The 20,165-nt window shown below is 70.0% G+C and carries 13 protein-coding genes; 5 read left to right on the forward strand and 8 right to left on the reverse strand.

What is annotated here, in order from left to right; genetic code table 11:
* Positions 1–16: 16 nt before the first annotated feature.
* Positions 17–1,123, reverse strand: a complete 1,107-nt coding sequence (locus G5T42_RS03545; protein WP_165125506.1) for an ROK family transcriptional regulator — start codon at positions 1,121–1,123, stop codon at positions 17–19.
* Between the two features lie 115 nt (positions 1,124–1,238).
* Here G5T42_RS03545 and G5T42_RS03550 point away from each other — a divergent pair, with 115 nt between their 5' ends.
* From G5T42_RS03550 to G5T42_RS03565, 4 genes are read left to right on the forward strand one after another with little or no spacing between them, the layout of a single operon-like run.
* Positions 1,239–3,422 carry an alpha-galactosidase gene (locus tag G5T42_RS03550; RefSeq protein WP_165125509.1) on the forward strand — a complete coding sequence of 728 codons (2,184 nt, stop codon included), beginning with the start codon at positions 1,239–1,241 and terminating at the stop codon, positions 3,420–3,422.
* 32 nt (positions 3,423–3,454) lie between these two features.
* A complete protein-coding gene (locus G5T42_RS03555) occupies positions 3,455–4,750 on the forward strand; it encodes an extracellular solute-binding protein (RefSeq protein ID WP_165125512.1) in 1,296 nt (431 codons plus the stop codon).
* Positions 4,747–5,682 carry a sugar ABC transporter permease gene (locus tag G5T42_RS03560; protein ID WP_165125515.1) on the forward strand — a complete coding sequence of 312 codons (936 nt, stop codon included), beginning with the start codon at positions 4,747–4,749 and terminating at the stop codon, positions 5,680–5,682. Before G5T42_RS03555 ends, G5T42_RS03560 begins: the two co-directional genes overlap by 4 nt.
* Positions 5,682–6,599: a carbohydrate ABC transporter permease gene (locus G5T42_RS03565; RefSeq protein ID WP_165125518.1), complete on the forward strand. Its 918-nt coding sequence runs from the start codon at positions 5,682–5,684 to the stop codon at positions 6,597–6,599. Before G5T42_RS03560 ends, G5T42_RS03565 begins: the two co-directional genes overlap by 1 nt.
* A gap of 74 nt (positions 6,600–6,673) precedes the next feature.
* Here the strand turns inward: G5T42_RS03565 and G5T42_RS03570 are convergent, their stop codons facing one another.
* Together G5T42_RS03570 and G5T42_RS03575 are read right to left on the reverse strand one after the other, a co-directional pair.
* On the reverse strand, positions 6,674–9,580 hold the full coding sequence (locus G5T42_RS03570; RefSeq protein ID WP_165125521.1) for a discoidin domain-containing protein: 2,907 nt from the start codon (positions 9,578–9,580) through the stop codon (positions 6,674–6,676).
* A gap of 95 nt (positions 9,581–9,675) precedes the next feature.
* Positions 9,676–14,517, reverse strand: coding sequence for a family 16 glycoside hydrolase (locus G5T42_RS03575; protein ID WP_165125524.1), 4,842 nt, complete (start codon positions 14,515–14,517; stop codon positions 9,676–9,678).
* Between the two features lie 188 nt (positions 14,518–14,705).
* On the opposite strand from G5T42_RS03575, the gene G5T42_RS03580 reads away from it, so the two are divergent.
* Complete coding sequence (locus tag G5T42_RS03580; RefSeq protein ID WP_165125527.1) at positions 14,706–15,818, forward strand: substrate-binding domain-containing protein; 1,113 nt, start codon at positions 14,706–14,708, stop codon at positions 15,816–15,818.
* A gap of 235 nt (positions 15,819–16,053) precedes the next feature.
* On the opposite strand, the gene G5T42_RS03585 is transcribed toward G5T42_RS03580, so the two are convergent.
* From G5T42_RS03585 to G5T42_RS03605, 5 genes are read right to left on the reverse strand one after another with little or no spacing between them, the layout of a single operon-like run.
* Positions 16,054–16,656: a bifunctional 4-hydroxy-2-oxoglutarate aldolase/2-dehydro-3-deoxy-phosphogluconate aldolase gene (locus tag G5T42_RS03585; RefSeq protein WP_165125530.1), complete on the reverse strand. Its 603-nt coding sequence runs from the start codon at positions 16,654–16,656 to the stop codon at positions 16,054–16,056.
* On the reverse strand, positions 16,653–17,555 hold the full coding sequence (locus G5T42_RS03590; RefSeq protein WP_165125533.1) for a sugar kinase: 903 nt from the start codon (positions 17,553–17,555) through the stop codon (positions 16,653–16,655). Before G5T42_RS03590 ends, G5T42_RS03585 begins: the two co-directional genes overlap by 4 nt.
* A gap of 7 nt (positions 17,556–17,562) precedes the next feature.
* Positions 17,563–18,396 carry a 5-dehydro-4-deoxy-D-glucuronate isomerase gene (gene kduI, locus G5T42_RS03595; protein WP_165125536.1) on the reverse strand — a complete coding sequence of 278 codons (834 nt, stop codon included), beginning with the start codon at positions 18,394–18,396 and terminating at the stop codon, positions 17,563–17,565.
* Between the two features lie 47 nt (positions 18,397–18,443).
* Complete coding sequence (gene kduD, locus G5T42_RS03600) at positions 18,444–19,208, reverse strand: 2-dehydro-3-deoxy-D-gluconate 5-dehydrogenase KduD (protein WP_206535703.1); 765 nt, start codon at positions 19,206–19,208, stop codon at positions 18,444–18,446.
* The gene (locus tag G5T42_RS03605; protein WP_241245941.1) at positions 19,205–20,125 is read right to left on the reverse strand and encodes a fumarylacetoacetate hydrolase family protein; all 921 of its coding nucleotides are present in this window, start codon (positions 20,123–20,125) and stop codon (positions 19,205–19,207) included. The genes kduD and G5T42_RS03605 overlap by 4 nt, the downstream gene beginning before the upstream one ends.
* Between the last annotated feature and the right edge of the window lie 40 nt (positions 20,126–20,165).

Consider the following 20,165-nt stretch of genomic DNA (forward strand, 5'->3'; position numbering starts at 1 on the left):
TGTCGGCGAGGCGCCGTCAATCGAGACGGATGCGGTCCACCGCCGCCTGGATGGCGACGGCCGCCGCCCCTCGGGCCCACGCGGTGAATCCCGTCTCATCGACGTACAGCTCGATCGGGTCGGCCCTCGGATCGCGGTCGGCGTCGATCGCGGCGCGGACGCGCTCCTCCGCCGCCGCGAAGAGCCCCATGCCCTCGCCGGCGAGCACCGACGCAGGCTGGAGCGAGAGATTGGCGGCGAGCGCGACGAACCGGCCGAGCGCATCGGCCGCGGCATCCACCACCGTCCGGGCCGCCGGATCGCCGGCGGCCGCGAGCGCGAGCGCTTCGCCGTAGTCGACGGGCCTCTGCACGGATGCCGACACCTGCGCCGCGATGGAGCCCGAAGTGAGCATGGCCTGCGCGCAGCCGCGGTGGCCGAGCTGGCACACGGGGCCGTTGGCACTGAGCGGCAGATGACCGGCGAGGCCGACACCTGCCTGGCGCGAACGGACGACCTCGCCGTTCACGACGAGACCGTAGCCGATGCCCGCGCCGATCGTGAGGACCGTGAAGCCCGGGATGCCTCGGCCGAGGCCGAACCAGCGCTCGGCCTCGGTGAGCGCGACGAGGTCGTTCTCGAGTGTCACGGGCACACCGACGAGGTCTTCGAGGATCGCGCCGAAGGGCACTTCCTCCCACCCGAGGAAGGGGGAGAACTCGGCGACGGAACCCCGCACCGAGCCCCCGAGCGAGACACCGACCCCCGGGGGACGCTCCGAGCTGATCGAATCGCGGATCTGCATGGCGACGGCGGCCGGCTCCGTGGACGTCAAGGAGACCGATCGGGCGTCGAGCAGCGCGGCTCGCGCATCGGTCGTGACGACGTGGAGGGCTTCGCCGGTGATCTTGACGCCGACGAACCGACCCAAGCCCGGGGAGATGTCGAGGGGTCGGACGGGCCGGCCCACCGATCCGTCGGCGGAGTCGTCCAGTTCGATGAGGAAGCCGCGGTCGAGGAACGGCTTCGCGAGGCGCGTGAGGCTCGCCGGCGAGAGGTTGAGACGCGACGTCAAGGCGCTGCGCGAGATCGGCCCGTGGATGAGCACGGCGCGCGCGAGCGCCTTCTCGCTGTCGGTGAGCATCCCCTCATCCCTTCCATTGCTTTCATATTGGCACGAAAACCCCCGATCCACAGCGATGCGATCCTCTCGTATTCACTCTTGACCCGAGAATTAGTTCCGTGGTAGAACTAACCGCATGACCTCTCGTGACGTTTCGCTCGACGTCGAGCACTCGCCCTTCCGCCCCGCCGGTGACGCCCCATCGGTCCTTCACCTCCATCGAGGAGGCACGAGCGTCGTCGTCGATCTCGACGCCCAGGGAGGTCCGGCGATCGTCCACTGGGGCGAGGAGCTCGTCGACTCCACCATCGGATCGCTCGCGGGACTTGCGGTCGCGGCGCGCCCGCAGCGCGTGTCCGGCAACCTCGATTCCACCGCGCGCCTGACGGTCGTCGCCACGGCGGCGGGCGGATGGCTCGGTACACCCGCACTGGAGGGCCACCGCTCGGGCGCCGGATTCAGCGCGCGCTTCGAGGTCGCCGGGGTCCAGCGCAACGACCATCGCGCCGTCCTCGCGCTCGTCGACTCCGAGGCCCGCCTCGCGGCGCAGGTGGAACTGCGCGTCGGGCCGAGCGGTCTTTTCCACCAGCGCCTGACCCTTCGCAACACAGGCGAGACGGACTACACGGTCCAGTCGCTGCAGCTCGCCTTCCCCGTGCCGTGGGACGCCACCGAGCTGCTCGACACGACGGGCCGCCACCTGCGCGAGCGTTCACCGCAGCGGCACGCCTTCACATTCGGCACCCACGTGCGCGAGAGCAGGCGCGGACGCCCCGGCGCCGACGCGAGCCTGCTTTTCGCCGCGGGACGACCCGGCTTCGGCTTCGAAGCGGGCCGCGTGCACGGCATCCATGTCGCGTGGAGCGGCAACCACCGCCTCATCGCCGAGCGAGCCGTCACGGGTGAGGCCTTCCTGGCGGGAGGCGAGCTGCTCGGCCCCGGCGAGGCGATCCTCGAGCCCGGCGCGACGCTCGCGACCCCGTGGGTCATCGGCTCGTGGGGCGACGGGCTGACCGAGCTCTCGCACCGGTTCCACGACGAGTGGCGGCGCAGGCCCCAGCATCCCCGTCGCCCCCGCCCCGTCACGCTCAACACGTGGGAGGCGGTGTACTTCGACCACTCGCTCAAGAAGCTCGAGGAGCTGGCGGATGCCGCGGCATCCGTGGGCGTCGAGCGTTTCGTCCTCGACGACGGGTGGTTCGCCGGCCGCCGCGACGACACCACGGGGCTCGGCGACTGGTACGTCGATGAGACGGTGTGGCCCGACGGGCTGCACCCGCTCATCGCCCACGTGCGCGGTCTCGGCATGGAGTTCGGCCTGTGGGTCGAACCCGAGATGGTCAACCCCGAGAGCGAGCTCGCCCGCCGGCATCCCGACTGGATCATGCGCGGACGACTCGCGCTGCCGCCGTCGGCACGACAGCAGCAGGTGCTCGACCTCGCGCACCCCGAGGCGTACGCCTACATCGCCGAGCGTCTTCACGCGATCCTCTCCGACCATGGGATCGCCTACCTCAAGTGGGACCACAACCGCGATCTCGTCGACGCCGGCTCGGGGCCCGAGGGCGTCGCGCGGGTGCACGCCCACACCCTCGCGGTGTATCGGCTTCTCGACGAGCTGAAGGCGGCGCACCCGGGCCTCGAGATCGAGAGCTGCGCCTCGGGCGGAGCCCGCGTCGACCTCGGCATCCTCGACCGCACCGACCGCGTGTGGACGAGCGACAGCCTCGACCCTCTGGAGCGTCTCGCCAACCAGCGCTACACGGCGCTCGTCGTGCCGCCCGAGATGCTCGGCATGCACCTGACCAGTCCCGTCGTGCACTCCTCGGGCCGCGCCGTCGGCCTCGACCTGAGCGCCGCTGTCGCCCTCTTCGGGCACTTCGGCGTCGAGTGGGACCTCGCCTCGGCCGACGACGAGACCCGCGCTCGTGTCGCCGCGTGGATCGGGGTCGCCAAGCGCATCCGTCCACTGGTCGCGACCGGCCGCACCGTCGACGTCGACGGCACCGACCCCGGCATCGACGTGCGGGGCATCGTCGCCGAGGATGCGGCATCCGCAATCTTCACGATCACGCAGGTCGAGACGTCGGTGGCGTATCCCCCGGGGCGCGTGCGGATGCCGGGACTCGATCCCGCCCGCCACTATCGCGTCGCGGTGCTCGCCCCATCCGGCGAGCACACCGATGCCGGCCAGTCGTTGCTCGAGTGGACCGCCCATCCCACGGTCATGACCGGTCGCGAGCTCGCGACCGTCGGACTGCGCCCGCCTGTGCAGTTCCCCCAGCGCTCGACGGTCGTCGAGCTGACCGCCATCTCCTGATCCCTCCCCCCGACGCGCAAGGAGGCGCACCGATGAAATCCAACCCACGCCGGCTCGGCCGACTGGCCGCCTTGCTCGCGATAGCGGGCATCGCGGCGGTCACGGGAGGCTGCGCCGCCAACCCCTCGAACGGGGTGACGACGCTGAACTTTTTCCAGTTCAAGGGAGAAGCGCTCGAGGACTTCGATCGGATGATCGCGGACTTCGAGGCCGAGAACCCCGACATCCGGATCGTGCAGAACCAGGTGGCGGACGCCGACACGCTCATCCGCACCCTCCTTGTCAAAGACCGCGTGCCCGACATCATCACGCTCAACGCCAACGGCAACTTCGGTCGCCTTGCCCAGGCCGGCGTCTTCAAGGACTTCTCGCACGCGCCGGTGCTGCAGACGATCAACCCGGCCGTGCAGGACATCCTCGCCGACCTCGGCACCTACGGCGACGAGGTCAACGGCCTCGGCTATGTCAACAACGCGAACGGCGTCATCTACAACAAGCAGATCTTCCGCGAGCAGGGCCTGGAGCCGCCCGAGACGTGGGATGAGTTCATCGCCGTGTGCGACAAGCTCGAGGCTGCCGGCATCCAGCCCTTCTACGGCACGCTCGCGGACTCGTGGACCGGCATTCCGTCCTTCAACGCCCTCGGCGCCTATCCGGCGCAGGACGGCTTCTTCGACAAGCTGCGCGCAGAGGGCGCGGATGTCGGCCCCGACTCCGATGTCTCCTTCGAGAAGGACTTCGCCGAGGTCATGGACCGCCAGTACGAGCTGTACTCGTACATGCAGGACGGATACCGGGGCAAGACGTACGACGACGGCAATGCCGCATTCGCCAACGGCGAGTCGGCGATGCTGCTGCAGGGCATCTGGGCGACGAATCCCATCAAGCAGGTCAATCCCGACATCGAGATGGGGATCTTCCCCTATCCGACCGACGACCCCGCCGACAGGCTGCTCGTCTCCGGGGTCGACGTCGTCTTCACGATGGGCAAGAACAGCCCGCACGAAGAGGCGGCCATGCGATTCATCGACTACGCCTTCCGCAAGGACGTCATCGAGAAGTTCGCCGCTTCACAGAACATGGTGCCCTCCGTAGAGGGCGCCGAGCTCAGCGATGATCCCGCTCTGCAGTCCGTCAAGCCGTTCTTCGACAACGGGCAGATCACGGGCTTCATCGACCACCAGATCCCACCCGCGGTTCCCCTGATCCCGACGGACCAGCAGTTCCTCTTCGACGGCAACGCCGACGCGGCACTGAAGACGCTCGACAACGAGTGGCGCAAGGTCGCAGCCCGCACCATTCCGGTCACGACGGGAGAGAACCGATGACCCTCACACGGGCGGTGCGGACCACCGCTGTCGAAAGCAAGGCGCAGAAGCGCGCCGCCCGCACCCGGACCGACACCCGGCGAGCGCCGTCCGCGTACTACTGGATGGTGTGGCCGGCGGTCATCGCCTTCGCCTTCTTCCACACCCTCCCGGTCCTCGTCGGCATCTTCTTCAGCTTCACGAACTACCCGGGCTACGGCGCGTGGAACTTCGTGGGACTGTCGAACTACGTCAACCTGTTCCGGGACGACCGCGTGCTGCAGGCCTACGGGTTCTCGTTCCTCTTCGCCATCGTCGCGACGATCCTGACCAATGCGATCTCGCTCGCGATTGCACTGGGGCTCAATGCGAAGATCAGGGCGCGGAACCTCTTCCGCGGCGTGTACTTCGTGCCCTACATCCTCGCGATCCTCGTGATCGGCTACGTGTTCCAGTTCTTCTTCTCGAACTCGCTGCCGAAGATTCTCGCGGGGATCCCGCTGTTCGCTGACAACATCCTCACGAACGAGACGTGGGCGTGGACGGCGATCGTCGCCCTCGCCGTGTGGCAGGCGTGTGCGTTCTCAATCATCATCTACCTGTCGGGCCTGCAGACGATCCCCGCCGAGCTCTACGAAGCGGCGTCGATCGACGGGGCGACGCCCGCACGCCAGTTCCGGTCGATCACGTTCCCGCTCATCAGCGCCTTCTTCACGATCAACATCGTGCTGAGCCTGAAGGGCTTCCTGCAGGTGTTCGATCCGATCGTCGCTCTCACGAACGGCGGCCCCGGCACGTCGACCGAGTCCGTCACGCTGCTCATCTTCCGGGGCGGCTTCTCAGGCGGCGAGTTCGCCTACCAGACGGCGAACGCCGTGGTGTTCTTCATCGTCATCACGGTCGTGTCGCTCTTCCAGTTCCGGGTCCTTCAGCGCAGAGAGGCCGACTTCTGATGACCAGCATGACCAATACAGCCATCCAGTTCGAGCAGCCGGCCGAGGCGGTCGAGCCCCGGCGCCGTTGGCGCCGCTCGAAGGAGGACGACGACGACACCCGCAAGACGAACTGGTGGGCGACCGCGCTCATCGCGATCTGCTCCCTCACCGTCCTGATCCCGCTCTACCTCGCGGTCGTCGTCGCCTTGAAGACGCCCGACCAGCTCACGACGGGGACGGGCTTCGAGTGGCCGAACCCGGTGAACTGGGGCAACTTCGCCGAGGCGTGGCAGCGGACCGACTTCCCCCGAGCGCTCGCCAACACCGCCTTCATCACGGTCGGGTCCGTCGTCTTCACCTTGCTGACGAGTTCGATCGTGGCCTATGCCCTGGCGCGCAACCTCCACCGGCCGTTCTTCAAGGGCGTGTTCTTCTACCTGCTGGCGGCGCTCTTCATCCCGTTCCCGATCATCATGCTGCCGCTCGTGAAGCAGACCGCGATCCTCGGGCTCGACAACCAGGTCGGCCTCATCATCCTGTACACCGTCTACGGGCTGTCGCTGAACATCTTCATCTACACGGCCTACATCCGCTCGATCCCGATCGAGCTCGAGGAGGCGGCGCGGATGGATGGCGCTAGCACGTGGCGGGTGTTCCGGTCGGTGATCTTCCCGCTCCTCATGCCGATGAACGCGACGGTCGGGATCCTGACATGCGTCTGGGCGTGGAACGACTTCATCATGCCGCTCGTCGTGCTGACCGACCCCGGCGCGCGAACCCTGCCCCTCGCGCAGTACGTCTTCCAGGGACAGTTCAACACCGACTACACGGTCGCGTTCGCCTCGTACCTCATGGCGATGGCGCCGCTGCTGATCGTCTACATCTTCAGCCAGCGCTGGGTCATCTCCGGCGTCACGCGAGGCTCGATCAAATAGGCCGGGCGACCCCGCCGAGAAGACGACGGATGCCGCGACCGGGCGCTGGTCGCGGCATCCGTCGTGTCCGGCGGCTAGCCGCAGGACCTCGCGGCATAGGCGATCTCGTGGGTGGCTTCGGCGCTGCCGCGTGCCGTCACCTCGACGCTTCCGGCCGCGATCTGCGCCTGGCGCGTGGTCAGCGCCGCCGAGACGGTCTTGCCGGGCTGGACCGACGCGAACGACTTCGAGCCGAAGGGGCTCGCGACCTCGACGGCGAGGGGCGCGGCATCCGTGTTCGTGACGGATGCCACGACCGTGACCTTGCCCGAGACGCACCGGGTCGTGACCGACGACTCGACGGAGGGGCCCGCCGGCGGCGCCGACGCGAGGACGCCCGACACGGCGATCTCGGGGAGCTTCACGTAGGTCGCGGGCGTCGCGAAGACGAGGCGGACTGCCGTCGCGACGACCGGCGTGAAGCTCGCGGTGGTCGACGTGCCGTTCGCGGCGATGGGTACCCCCGTGGCCGTCGTGTCGTGCCAGCGCCCGTCGACTCCGCGATAGCTGACGTCGACCGTCTTCGGCGAGCCCTCGGTGTTCGTGAAGGCGAGGCTCGAGACCTCGTAGGCGGTGCCCGTCGTGAGCGTGAAGCCGACGGACGTGCGCGACGAGAGCGCGCTCGCCCAAGTCGACCACGGTGTGCTCGCGCTGCCGTCGCAGGCGTTGGCCGCGGGGAAGGTCTCCCACTCCGTCTGCGAGAACGTCGCCGAGACGCTCGCGCCGGGAACGCGGCAGACGTTGCCGCCCTGAGCCGCGGCACCCTGGATCTGCACCTCCGAGATCGACTGCCACACGTTGGTCGCCGTCTGCAGCTGCAGCCGGATGCCGGTCGTGGCCGGGAGGCTCGAGACGTCGAGCGTCGCGACCGGTGCCGTCATGGCCGTCTGGTCGAGCGTCGCGCTGATCTGCGTGTCGACCCACGCCCCGTCGGCCTTGTACTGCACCTTGATCGTCGACGGCCACGAGGTCGTGCCGTCGCGGTACGTGTGCAGGAGGATCGTGCGCGGGCGCTGCGCCGTCGGCCAGTCGAAGGCGAGCCAGCTGTTCTTGGGGAACACACCGCCCGAGAGCCAGTCGTCCCAGCCCTTGCCCTTGACGTTGAGGTCGACGACGGTGCGTGCCAGATCCTGCCGGCTCGAGGCCGTCACGCTGGCGCCGGGCGCGATGTTCGCGACGCCGTAGTCCCACACGTCCACCGTGCGGGTCACGCGGCGGCCGGGGCCGAAGTCGGCATCGGCTGCGAGGATGCCGGTGATCCTCGTCGTCCCGAGCGCGTCGAAGGATGCATCCCACTGCACGGCGACATCGCGGGTCTCGCCGTCGACCTCGATCTTCAGGCTCTTCGGCAGCGCCTCGGCGGGCGACGACCCGAGTCGGACGGCCTCGGGGATCGAGGCATCCACGAGGCGCCAGATCTTGGCGCCGGCGCCCTTGTCATCCCAGTACGACGGATCCCAGCCGTCGCCCCAGCGGGCGGGATCCTCGGCGGCGGGATTGCGCATCTCGAGCGCGCCGTCCGCCGCGACGGTGAGGGGAAGCCAGACGTAGGTCGAGTCGGACTTGCCCTCGTTCCAGCGGTCGCCCATGTAGACGTACTTGCCGGGGCCGAGCGTCAGGACGTTGGTCGACTGCGAGCCGAAGGTCGTGCGCCGGGCATCGCCGACCGACAGGAGTCCGTCGCCGCCCTCGGGGATGGAGTTGTAGGCGACGCTCTCGTACGGATCGTCGGACTTGACGCCACGGATCCAGCTGCCGAGCAGGTCGTCGGCGCTGTAGTAGGTCTGCGGGTTGGGCGCCCAGCCCGTGGCCCCGGACGCGAGCGCGTAGTACTTGCCGCCGTGCGTGAAGAGGGCGGGCGCCTCGAGGTGACCGCACTCCTTGACGATCTGGAAGTCGACGCCGCGGACGGGCGCGTCGGCCGTGCCGTCCGCGAACAGGTGCGGGTACCGCCCACTCTCCGAGTACTGGAACGTGTAGCTCCCGCTCGCGCCGAACGAGCCCATGCGAACCGGGTCGGTCGAGGTCGTGTGCTCGACGTTCGTGTAGTCGTCGTCGAGCTTCGCGACGTACAGGGAGTAATTCTCCTCCGACGAGTAGACGATGTACGCCGATCCGTCGGCATCCTGGAACACCGTCATGTCGCGGGCCTGACCGGGGACGGCGCTCGATGTGCAGGCTTGATAGTTCGAGCGGTTGTAGAGGCGATAGGCGCCCGTCATCTTGAACGGGCCCGCGGGGCTGTCGGCGACCGCCACGGCGGCCATCGACCGCGCGTACATCGAGCCGCCCGCCGAGGTGCGGCCGTCAGCATGCCACCACATGACCCACTTGCCGGTCTTGTCGTTGTGGAGCACCTTGGGCCGCTCGAAGATCGCGGTGTAGGTCCAGTTCTGGTCGGTGTTGAGGTAGTACGACAGCGACTGGACGAGCCCCGTCTTCGGCTGACCCGCGCCGTCGACCGTGCCGTACAGATCGACGAAGTACGGGTCCGTCGTCAGCTGGGCGCTGTTCGAGACGCCGCGCAGCGCCGTGCCGAGGTTCTCCCAGTTGTGCGTGTCGGTCGAGCGGTAGACCGAGACGCCCGGGCTGCCGTAATAGCCGTTCGTGCGGTCCTCGCCGTACCAGTAGTAGACGGTCTCGCCGTTCTCCTCGGCCGTGACGATCTGCCCGCCGTGCGCCTGGATGTGCCGGCCCTGCGTGTCGTACCAGTAAGGCTGGAAGTAGCCCGCCGAGCCCGCGCCGGGATCGGCGATCGCGGGATAGTCCTCGTAGACCGGCGGCGGGTCGGTACGGGGGACGCCGTCGGCGGGGTCGGTCACGACGGCGGCCGGGGTGACGGCGGCCGGGGTGAGGGCGGCGGCGGGGGCCGAGGCCGCGACGACGGACGAGACGAGCAGCGCCCCGATCGCCCACGACGCGGCAGCACGCAGGTGGTTCATGGTCGGTCCACTTCCTTCATCGGTGTGTGAGAGCGGCTGCGGCGCAGAGCGGAGGATGCCGCGACCCCGGCCGGGCCGCGGCATCCCTCGGTCGGCTAGCCGCAGGGGAACGCGTCGAACGACTCCGTGATGGGGCCGCGAGTCGTCCCCGTGGCGTCCTCGGGTAGCGTGAGCGTCACGTCGCCCGCCGGGATCGAGGCCTGGCGCGTCGTGAAGGCGAACGAGGTCGACTTCCCGGCCGCGAGGTCGGCGATCTGCTTCGTACCCCAGGGCGTTGCGAGAGACCCGCTGAGCTTCGCATCGCTCTTGTTCGTGACGGTCGCGGCGACGACGACCTTGCCCGCGACGCAGCGCTGCGTGACCGTGACGGCCGCCGGCGGCGTGACGTTCTTCACGGCGAGCCACGAGATGACGGGCTTCTCGGCGCCTGCGCCCTCGTTGGTCACGAGGTATTCGACCGTCGCCGGCGCGTCGAGCGTGAAGGTCAGGTCGGCCGCGAGGGGCGTGTTCGCACCCGAGAGCGGGACGCTGCCCTTCGCGAGCTCGACGCCTCCCGCCGAGACCGTCTGGTACATCGTGCGGTTGAGGTTCCACCACTCGGTGAAGCCGCCCGTGAGCGTGTACGTGCCGGCGTCGAGGGGTAGACGGTAGATCAGCTTCGTCGTGTCCTGGTAGTAGCCGGTCGAGTACTTGTCGTTGATGTCTGTCGTGCCCTTGACCTTCATCCCGTCGGCGACATAGCCCCACTGGTCCGCGGATGCCGAGGCCTGGTCGATCCTGTCGTTCCGCAGCGTCGGCACCGCCTTCTTCACGGCGGCGTACTGCGGCGAGTCCGCGCCACCCGTCCCCGCGTCGATGTAGTAGACGAGGCGGGAGGGAATGACCTCGAACGAGGCGATGATCGGCTGGCCGCTGCCGGTGAGGCGTCCCGTGACGGTGAGCTTCGCGTACTCCGTCCGAGGCTGGGCGACGGATGCCGCCTCCCACGTGACGGCGGTCGCCGTGCCGGCGACGTCGACCTTCGCGGGCAGCGCGTCCTCGACCCCGAGGGCACCCTGCACGCCGAGGTCGCGCGGGAGGCTCTGCACGTAGACGAGCGCGAGGCGGGCGTTGTAGCCGCTCGTGCCGTTCGTGCCGAACTCGAGGTCGACGACGCCGGCCGTGTCGAGGGTCACGGACTGCGCGACCGGCGTCGCAGTGCCCGTCGAGACGGCGGTCTTCGTCGTCGCCTTGCCGGCCGCCGTCACCTTCGAGTAGACGTTCGTCGTCAGCCCCGCACGCGGCGCCTGCACCCCGACGACGTTGTACGTGCCCGCGGGGAGCGTCAGGTGGTACGTGACGGGCTTGTTGTAGTCGGCGCCCACGTACGACGAGCCCCAGTCGGCGGGGGTCCCCGCCGCGAGCGTCGTCGCGGTCGTGGAGTAGCCCCACGTCGTGCCGGCGGTCGTGCCGTCCCACTTCTGGTCGCTCGTGGCGTTGAGGAGGTTCGGGAACGCGCTCTTCGCGGCCGCGTACACCGAGCCCGCGGGCGCCCCCGACGAACCGGAGTCGATGAAGTACGCGAGGTCCGCGGGCAGCACGACGACCGTGGCGCTGAAGCGCTGGTAGACGCCTGCCCCTGTCTTCTCGGTCGTGCGCCCCGTGGCGGCGAACGATGCGAGCTCGGCCGTGGTCTTGGCGGCGTCGACCGACCCGAGGCTCCACGTGGCCTTGGTGTCGGCGCCGGCGATCGTGACGTTCGCGGGGAGCTTGCGATCCTTGGTCGTGACGGTCACGACGCCGAGGTCGATGACATCGGCGCTCACGTCCTTCGGCGTGAGGCGGTCGGCCGCGGCCGACAGACGCGCCGCGATCGCCGCGGCGCCCTCCGCGTCGAGGCCGTAGGCGGCCCGATCGGCGACGGCGGCCTTCGCGTCGGCGAGCACCGCCGCGAAGACGGCCCACGTGTCGGCGCTGTAGTCCGCCTCGACGAGACCCTTCACGGAGTCGACGAGCGTCGAGAGGGCCGTCGTGTCGACCTTGCTCGAGTCCGCGTTCGCCTTGATGACGCCCACGGCGTCGATGTTGATCGACTCCGCGTTGGCGGTCTTCACGACGACGGTGTGAGCGCCGTTCTTCAGGCCGCGCAGCGTGAACGCGGTGCGCTCGCTGCCCGCACTGTATGTCGGCGCGGACGCCACGACCTGCACGCCGTCCACGACGACGTCGAGCGTAGGCGTGCCGGAGTTCGTGCCGATGATGTCCAGCCCCGTGCCGGCGAAGGCGTAGGTGAGCGCCGCGCCCTTGGCCGTGCTCTTGGAGGCCGTGCGCTGCCACTCGAACATGCCCTGGCCGTTGACGTGGCTCCAGTTCGCGTCGAAGCTCAGGACCTTCTTGGAGGCGTCGGCCCAGCTGGTCTGGTGCATGCCGTCGATGACGTCGGTGTAGTACGGCGTGTAGCCGGGCACCGGCACGACCTTCAGGTTGTCGAACTGCACGAAGTTGAAGCTCGAGCCCAGCTGGATGCGGCCCGTCGCCTGCGGCGCGGGATCCGTGTAGCTCGCGACCTCGACGCCGTTGACGGATGCCGTGTACTTGGCGCCCGCGACCGTGACGGCGAGGTTGTTCCACACGCCCGCCCCCGTCTTGAAGGCCGCGGCGGCCGGTACGGTGCCCGTCGACAGCGTGCTGCCGAACCGCATCAGCGTCCACGCGCCGTTCGCGTCGACCTTGAGCTCCGCGGCCGACACGCTCTGGCCGTTGGCCGTGCCGCCCTGCTCGCGCGCGCCGACCGTCGCGTACGGGGATCCGGATGCCTCGAACAGCACGTCGGCCGAGACTGTGTAGTTCGCCCAGCGGTAGTCGCCGATCGTCGTCTTGGGGTCGCCGCTGTTCCAGGCGCTGCCGGCCATGCCGGGGCCGACCTGCTGACGCAGCACGCGTCCGTGCGCGGCATCCGCTGTCGCGACCGACTCGAACGCGCCGTTCGTGTCGTTCGTGTAGCGCGGCGTCGCGCCGTTGTCCTCGGTCTGCACCGACGGGGTGCCGGCCGGCTTGGCCTTGTCGCCTCGCGCTTCGAGGAACGACTGGCCCGAGTCGACGAGCTGCTTCGTGTCGGGGTCGTAGCCCTTGATGTTCGCGAGGCCCGCGTAGTCGAAGTCGTCGGCGTAGAGCGTGCCGTCGCCGGTCACGCCGTTGACGCTCCCCGAGGCATCCGTGTCGAGGACGTCACGGCCGCCGTCGGCCGCCGTGTACTCCTTCGAGGTCGGCAGCGAGCTGCCGTAGCCCTCCTTGGCGACGAGCGTGCCGTCGGCCCGCTTCGTCGCGTGGTCGAGCGACGTCGCGGTGACCGTCGACCAGGGCCTGACCGTGACGGAGTACATCCCGGCGCCGTCGGGCGAGACCTCTGCGACGGGCTGCAGGTAGTTCGCGTCGTACGCCTCGCCGGCGTCGGCGGCGCGCGTCTGCCACAACTCGACCGTCTGGTCGGCGCCGAGGTTCAGGTCCTTCGCCGTGATCCGGTAGATCTTGGTGAACTTGCTGTCGTTGACGATGACGGTCGAGAAGTCGCTCGCATCGGGGGCGGCCAGCGTCGTGTACGACGCCCCGCCCGCGCGGGCGCCGCCGGGCGGGTTGCCCGTGCCGAGCTCGCTGCCCGAGGCCTTCGGGATCGCTCGCCAGATGCCCGCGGTGTTGTCGTCGTTCTCCCAGCCGAGCTTCGCGAACTGCGTGAACTGCTCGAGCACGGCGAGTCCGCCGTCGTAGTAGAGCCAGCCCGACCACGGGTCGCGCGCATTGACGAGCTCTTTCGAGGAGTACTGGAAGCCGTCGTAGAACGAGCCGATCGCCGGCTGGAAGATGTTCATCGTCCGCCGCGAGGCGTTGAACCCGGTCGTGACCCAGTTGCCCATCTCGAGGGCGCTGTTCGTGCCGCCGAACTGCGTGCCGAAGCCGCCCTGCTCGTCGCTCGCGTTGTTGTTGGGGCGGTCCGCGGAGCTCGAGAAGGTCGACTGGCCCTCCGAGTTCCAGACCTCGCGGTCGAGCTGCTCGGCGATCTTCTTCATGTTGCCCGCGCTGTCGTCGGCGCTGGAGTAGTGGAAGCCGATGATGTCCACGGCGTCGCGGAGCGACGAGTCGGTCGCCGAGGTCATGGCGTTGCCCAGCGCGACCGGCGGGGTGCCGACGGTGTCGCCGGCGATCGTCCGGATGCCGTTGAAGAGCGTCTTCTCCTCGGGGGTCTTGAAGCCGTTGTTCGGGTCGCCTGCTGTGGCGCCCTCGTATCCCTTCACATCGCCCCGCACCCAGCCCGCGAAGTTCTTGTAGAGCTGCTGCTCGGGATTGCCGGTCTCGTTGGTATCCGGGTTGATCGAGTCGACCATGACGCCGTACTGGCGGTACGCGGCCAGCACCGTGTTCTTGAACCAGATGTACTGGTCGGCGTGGCTCGTCACCCACGTCGGGCGGTTCCATCGCAGAAGGCTCAGGTGGATGTCGCCGTGAGCGACGAGCTGGGCGTCCGCGGCGAGCTGGAAGCCGGGCTCCCGGAGGACGTTGGGGTACTCGTCGCGGCTGCGCATCGTGGCGGCGTTCGGGCCGGTCGAGGTGTTGCGGTCGTTCCCCATCTCGATCTTGACGGTGTTCATGATGGGGTGGTCGCCGCCGAACAGCGTCTCGATGAGCTCCCAGTACTTCTCGGGATGCTGCGACTTGTAGTCGAGGAGCAGGGCGCTCGTCGAGTTCGCCGACAGGACGCCGAAGCCCTTGAACGTCAGCCCGTTCCGGTTCAGCGCCGCGGCCGCGACATCAGCACCGTCGACGGTGATGCTCACCGGGTCGGCGCCGGCCGCCTGCGCGGCGGTGGGGACGCTCAGCGGAGCGACGATCGCCGCCGCGGTGACGGCGGCGGCCAGTGCCGCGCGAAACGTCCGTGAATCCCTGCCGCCCCGAGGGCGAGGCATCCTTGCCTCCGACATCTGCGCTCTCCGTTTCGCGTGTGCTGTCGTCGGCGGTCCGTCCTGGCCCGTCGACGCGGGCACGACGACGTGCCCGAGCGAGATTTTGCCGTGTTACCGCGAACGAAGGAACAATTCGAACACATTCGGTCATGCTTGAATCGATCCGAACCTCGCGATAGCCTCCTCGTGACATGGATGACGCGACAGACCGGCCATCGTTCGGGCTCTCCCGCCGGGAGCGCATCCTCGACGAGCTGCGCCGCACGGGTGCGGTGCGGGTCAGCGACCTCGCGCGAGAGCTCGGTGTCGCCGAGCTCACGGTCCGCCGCGACATCAGCCACCTCGCCGACCGCGGTCTGCTCAGCCGTGTGCACGGCGGTGCGACGCTGCGCAGCCGTCTCGACACCACCGTGCCCGCGGCAGCCGCCGTCGCCGCCCCGATCCGCTTCCGCGTCGGAATGGTGACCCCCTCGCTCAGCTACTACTGGCCGCACATCATCGTCGGCGCCCGTGCGGCGGCGACCGAGCTGGGCGTGCAGCTCATCCTGCGCGGAGCGAGCTACTCCGTCGACGACCAGCGTCGGCAGATCGCCTCGCTCGTCCAGTCCGGCGGTCTGCACGGCCTGATCGCAGCGCCCGAGACGGCGGGCGCTGACGGGCAGGCCCTCCTGCAGTGGCTCGAGTCGCTTCCCATCCCGGTCGTCCTCGCCGAGCGGCGCGCCCCGTCCGCCCTCGCTCTGACGAGCCTCGAATGGGTCACGACCGACCATGTCTTCGGCGGATCGCTGGCCGCCGACCACCTCGCATCTCTCGGGCACCGCCGGGTGGGCATCATCACGTCGTCCGGCTCGCCGACGTCGTTCCACCTGCGCCGGGGATGGACTCGCGCGACCGCCGAGCTCGGCCTCGAATGCCCCGTCGACGTCGATGCCTCCCTCGATGCGATGGACGGCGACTCGCGCGACGCTCTCATCGCCGACGTGCTGGCGCGCTGCCGCGGCACCTCGACCACCGCGCTGCTCATCCACTCCGACCCGCAGGCGGTGCTGCTGCAGCAGCACGCGCGCGACCACGGCTGGTCGATCCCCCACGACCTCGCGATCATCGCGTACGACGACGAGGTGGCGCAGAGCGCCGAACCGCCCATCACGGCCCTCCGCCCACCCAAGCAGCACATCGGCCGGCTCGCGGTCGAGACCATGGTCGACCGCCTCACCGACAGCGGCCACCGGCCGGTCCAGCGCACGTACGTGCTGCCCGAGCTGCAGCTGCGCGAGTCGACCGCCGTGCCTGCCCGGGTCTGACGGCGCCGCGCCGCTGCCGGTTCGAGGCCGCGGCGCGGCCGGCCCGAGGCATCCGTCGCCCGCGTCGCCCGGGCCGGTGCGAGGCCCTGCTCGCTCGCGGCACAGACCACAGCGCAGGAGATCGCCGCAATGTAGGACGTTTCAGGCCGGATCCGTCCGACGTTGTGGCGATCTCCGACGTTGTGGTGAGGGTTCGCGGGCCGGCGCCGACGGCGCGGCGACGGTGGGCGAGGGGTCAGCGAGCCAGGAGGGCCGCCAGGCGGTCGAGCTGCGACGGGTCCTCGAGGGCCGAGCCGACCGCGACGACCTTCACGCCGGCGTCGAGGAACTCCGCGGCGTTCGAGGCGTCGATGCCGCCCGTCGCGACGAAGCGCGCCTGCGGGAACGGGCCCCGGATGTGCCGGAACCACCCCGCCCCGAGCCAGCTCGCGGGGAAGGCTTTGAGCCACGTGAGCCCGAGCGACAGCGCCAGCTGCACCTCGCTGGGCGTCGCTACGCCGGGAAGGATCGGGATGCCGGCGGCCTGCGCCGCCCGCACGACCGTCGCGTCGAGGCCCGGCGAGACGAGATACGCGGCTCCCGCCCGCTGGGCGGCCGCGACCTGCTCGACCGAGATGATCGTGCCCGCTCCCACGAGCTTGCCGCGCTCGCCGCCCAGGCGGACGACCTCCCGGAGCGCCCGGTCGTCCTCGTCGGTCTGGAGGGGCACCTCCACGGAGTCGATGCCGAGGTCCCAGGCCGTGGTGGAGAGGGCGGCGGAGCGCTCGACCCCCATTCCACGGAGGATGGCCATGACGGGCACGCGCCCGAAGATCGCCTCGAAGTCGTTGTCGCTCATGCCGGGGTCCTCTCGTCGACCGAGTCGCTCGTGGTCTGCAGGGTCAGGGCCGCACGTCGGTGCCCTCGGCGGAGCCGCTCGGCGACGGGCAGCGCCTCGAGGAGCGCCGACAGGTAGCCGCCCGCGAACGCGTCCCCCGCGCCGACGGCCTCGACGATCTCGACCTGCTGGGCGGGCTCGAAGACGGTCTCCGCGCCCGTGAACGCCGTCGCCCCGACATCCCCGTCCTTCAGGACGAGCTCGGCGACGTCGGGGAGGAGGGCGCGGACGGATGCCGCATCCGTCGTCGCCCACAGATGCTCGGCCTCGTCGCGGCCCACGAACACAATGTCCGCACGGCGGGCCAGGGTGAGCAGAGGAGCGGCCGCGACCTCGGCGCTCCACAGCGGCGCGCGATGGTTGACGTCGAAGCTGACCCGCACACCGGCCTCGCGCGCGCGACCGATCACCGCGTCGAGGAAGGCGGCCGCCGTGGCGGAGATCGCGGCCGTGATGCCCGACACGTGCAGGAGCTCGACGGCGTCGAAGTCGACGGCATCGGCATCGGCGGGTGCCAGGTGCGCCGCCGCCGAGCCGCCGCGGTAGTACCGCACGCCGTGCCCCGGGTCCTTGAAGTACACGCCCGTGGGATGCCCCGGATCGAACTCGACACTCGACACGTCGACGCGGCGCTCGGCGAGCTGCCGCGCGATGCGGTGTCCGAGCGGATCGTCGCCGAGGCGGCTGAACCACCGGGCTGCGGCGCCGAAGGCAGCGGCGTGGGCCGCGACGTTGGACTCCGCGCCGCCGGCATCCACGCGGAACTCGACGGCGTCGCTCAGCCGCTCGGCTGCCGCCGGGGTCACCATGGCCATCGTCTCGCCGATCGCGAGGAGCGCCCCGGCGCGGGTACTCGTCATCGGCCGATCATCGCAGGTCGGTGACGGGCGCGGCATCCATGTCGTCGAAGGCCTGGTTCTCGCCCGCCATCGCCCAGACGAACGAGTAGGCGGCCGTGCCGACGCCCGAGTGCAGCGACCAGCTGGGCGAGATGACGGCCTGCCGATCGGCGACGACGAGGTGACGCGTCTCCTCGCGCTCGCCGAGGAGGTGGATGACGCGGGCGTCGTCGGGGACGTCGAAGTAGAGGTAGCACTCGGTGCGGCGGTCGTGCGTGTGCGCCGGCATGGTGTTCCACATCGATCCGGGGTGCAGCTGCGTGACCCCCATGACGATCTGGCACGACTTCACGCCGTTCTCGTGGATGTACTGGTTCAGCGTGCGCCGGTTGGACGTGACCTGGTCCCCGAGCTCCCGCACGGTTCCCTCGCCCGGGCCCACGAGCGCGGACGGATAGGTCGTGTGCGCCGGGGCCGAGAAGAGGTAGAACTGCGCCCCCTCGCCGCCCGCGTCGGCATCCGCGAAGGACACCGACTGGATGCCCCGGCCGAGGTACAGGCATGCCCCCGTGGCGAGGGCGTACTCCTCGCCGTCCGCCGTGACGGTGCCGGGGCCGCCCACATTGACGATGCCCAGCTCACGGTGCTCGAGGAAGTAGTCGCTGCGGATCTCGGGGTACCCGGTCAGCGCGAGCTGCGACCCGGCGGGCACGGCCCCGCCGAGCACGATCCGGTCGTGGTGCGTGTAGACGAGGCGGATCTCGCCGGGCACGAACACCTCCGGCACGAGGTAGCGCTCGCGCAGCTCGTCGGTCGTCATGCCGGGGATCTGGTCGGGGTTGGTCGCGTAGCGCTGTTCCATGTCGCTCCTGGTTCCGTATGGATGTCGAGGTCGGTGTCAGGGGACGCTCAGCGGACGAGCCAGCCGCCGTCGACGGGCACGACCGCGCCCGTCACGTAGGCGGCGGCGTCCGAGGCGAGGAAGACGAACGCTCCCTGCAGGTCGGCCGGCGTGCCCCACCGGCCGGCGGGGATGCGGGAGACGATGGATGCCTCGCGCTCGGTGTCTGCGCGGAGGGCCGCCGTGTTGTCGGTCGCCATGTATCCGGGCGCGACCGCGTTCACCGTGACCCCCGAGGCCGCCCACTCGTTGGCGAGGGCCTTCGTGAGCCCCGCGACGGCGTGCTTGGAGGCCGTGTACGCGGGGACGAGGATGCCGCCCTGGAAGGACAGCATCGACGCGACGTTGATGATGCGGCCGTGCCGCTGCGCGATCATGTGCCGGCCTGCGGTCTGAGAGAGGTGGAAGACGGCGTCGAGGTTGACCGACAGCACGTCGTTCCAGTCCTCGGCGGAGTACTCGGCGGCCGGAGCCCGGCGGATCGTGCCCGCGTTGTTGACGAGGATGTCGAGACGGCCGAGCTCGGCGACGACCTCGTCGACCGCGGAGGCGAGATCGGCCGGCGCCGCGCCGATGAGGTCGCGCCGGACGCTGTGCACGCGGCGGCCGAGCGCTTCCACAGCGGCGACCGTCTCCGCGGGGTCGCCGCGGTCGAGGAGGGCGATGTCGGCGCCCGCCTCGGCGAGCGCGACCGCCGCCCCCTGGCCGAGTCCGCGGCTGGACCCGGTCACGAGGGCGACGCGGCCGTCGAGGCGGAAGGAGTCGAGGATCATGCGTGGGCCTCCTGAAGGGTGCCGGTGGTCGGACGCGAGGAGGTGGCCAGGCCCTCGGCGCCCACGAAGCGGGTCGTGAGTTCGCCGACCCCCGAGACGCGCACCGTCACGGCGTCGCCGTGCGCGAGCGGGCGGTGCGCGTCCTGTGCGGCGGGCAGCTTCTGCGGCGTGCCGGTCGAGACGACGTCGCCAGGTTCGAGTGTCAGCACCTGGCTGAGGTGATGGATGACGAAGGCGACGCTGAAGATCGTGGTCGACGTCGACTGCGACACGGTGACCACCCCGTCGCGCTCGACCTCCACGAGGAGATTGTGGGGATCGGGCACCTCGTCGGGCGTCACCACCCACGGACCCAGCGGGGCGAAGCCGTCGGAGCACTTCCCGAGCGCCCATTGGCTCTGTCGCCGCTGCCACGCGCGGTCCGAGACGTCGTTGAGGATCGTGTACCCGCCGACGTGGTCCAGGGCCTCGTCGAGCGTCACGCGCTGCGCACGCCGGCCGATGACGACGGCGACCTCGCCCTCGTAGTCGACATCGGTCGCACCCGGCGGGATGACGACGGCGTCGCGCGGCCCCGCGAGGGTGTTCGGCGTCTTGACGAAGACGTCGGGCCACTCCGGATCGTTCGCCGTCGGGTCGACCCCGTCCGGCGCGTGCCCGCGGTAGTTGTACCCGAGGCAGAGGATCTTGCCCGGCACGACCGGTGCGAGGAGCTCGGCGTCGGCGAGGAGGGGCAGTCGCGCCGGCTCGTGAGCCGCCGTCTCGGCGCGGGCGGCCGTGAGCAAGCCGGCGTCGGCGAGGATCGCCGCGACGCCCGCCTGCGCGAGCGCGTCCGACAGCTCGACGACGCGATCCGTTCCGTCAGGGGAAGAGACGACGGATGCCGCGACCGGCGCCGCGGCGGCTGCGATCGTCACGAGGCGCACGATGTGCCCCCGGGGTTCCGGCCAGGGGCCA

The organism is Microbacterium sp. 4R-513 (genome assembly GCF_011046485.1).
Classification (GTDB): domain Bacteria; phylum Actinomycetota; class Actinomycetes; order Actinomycetales; family Microbacteriaceae; genus Microbacterium.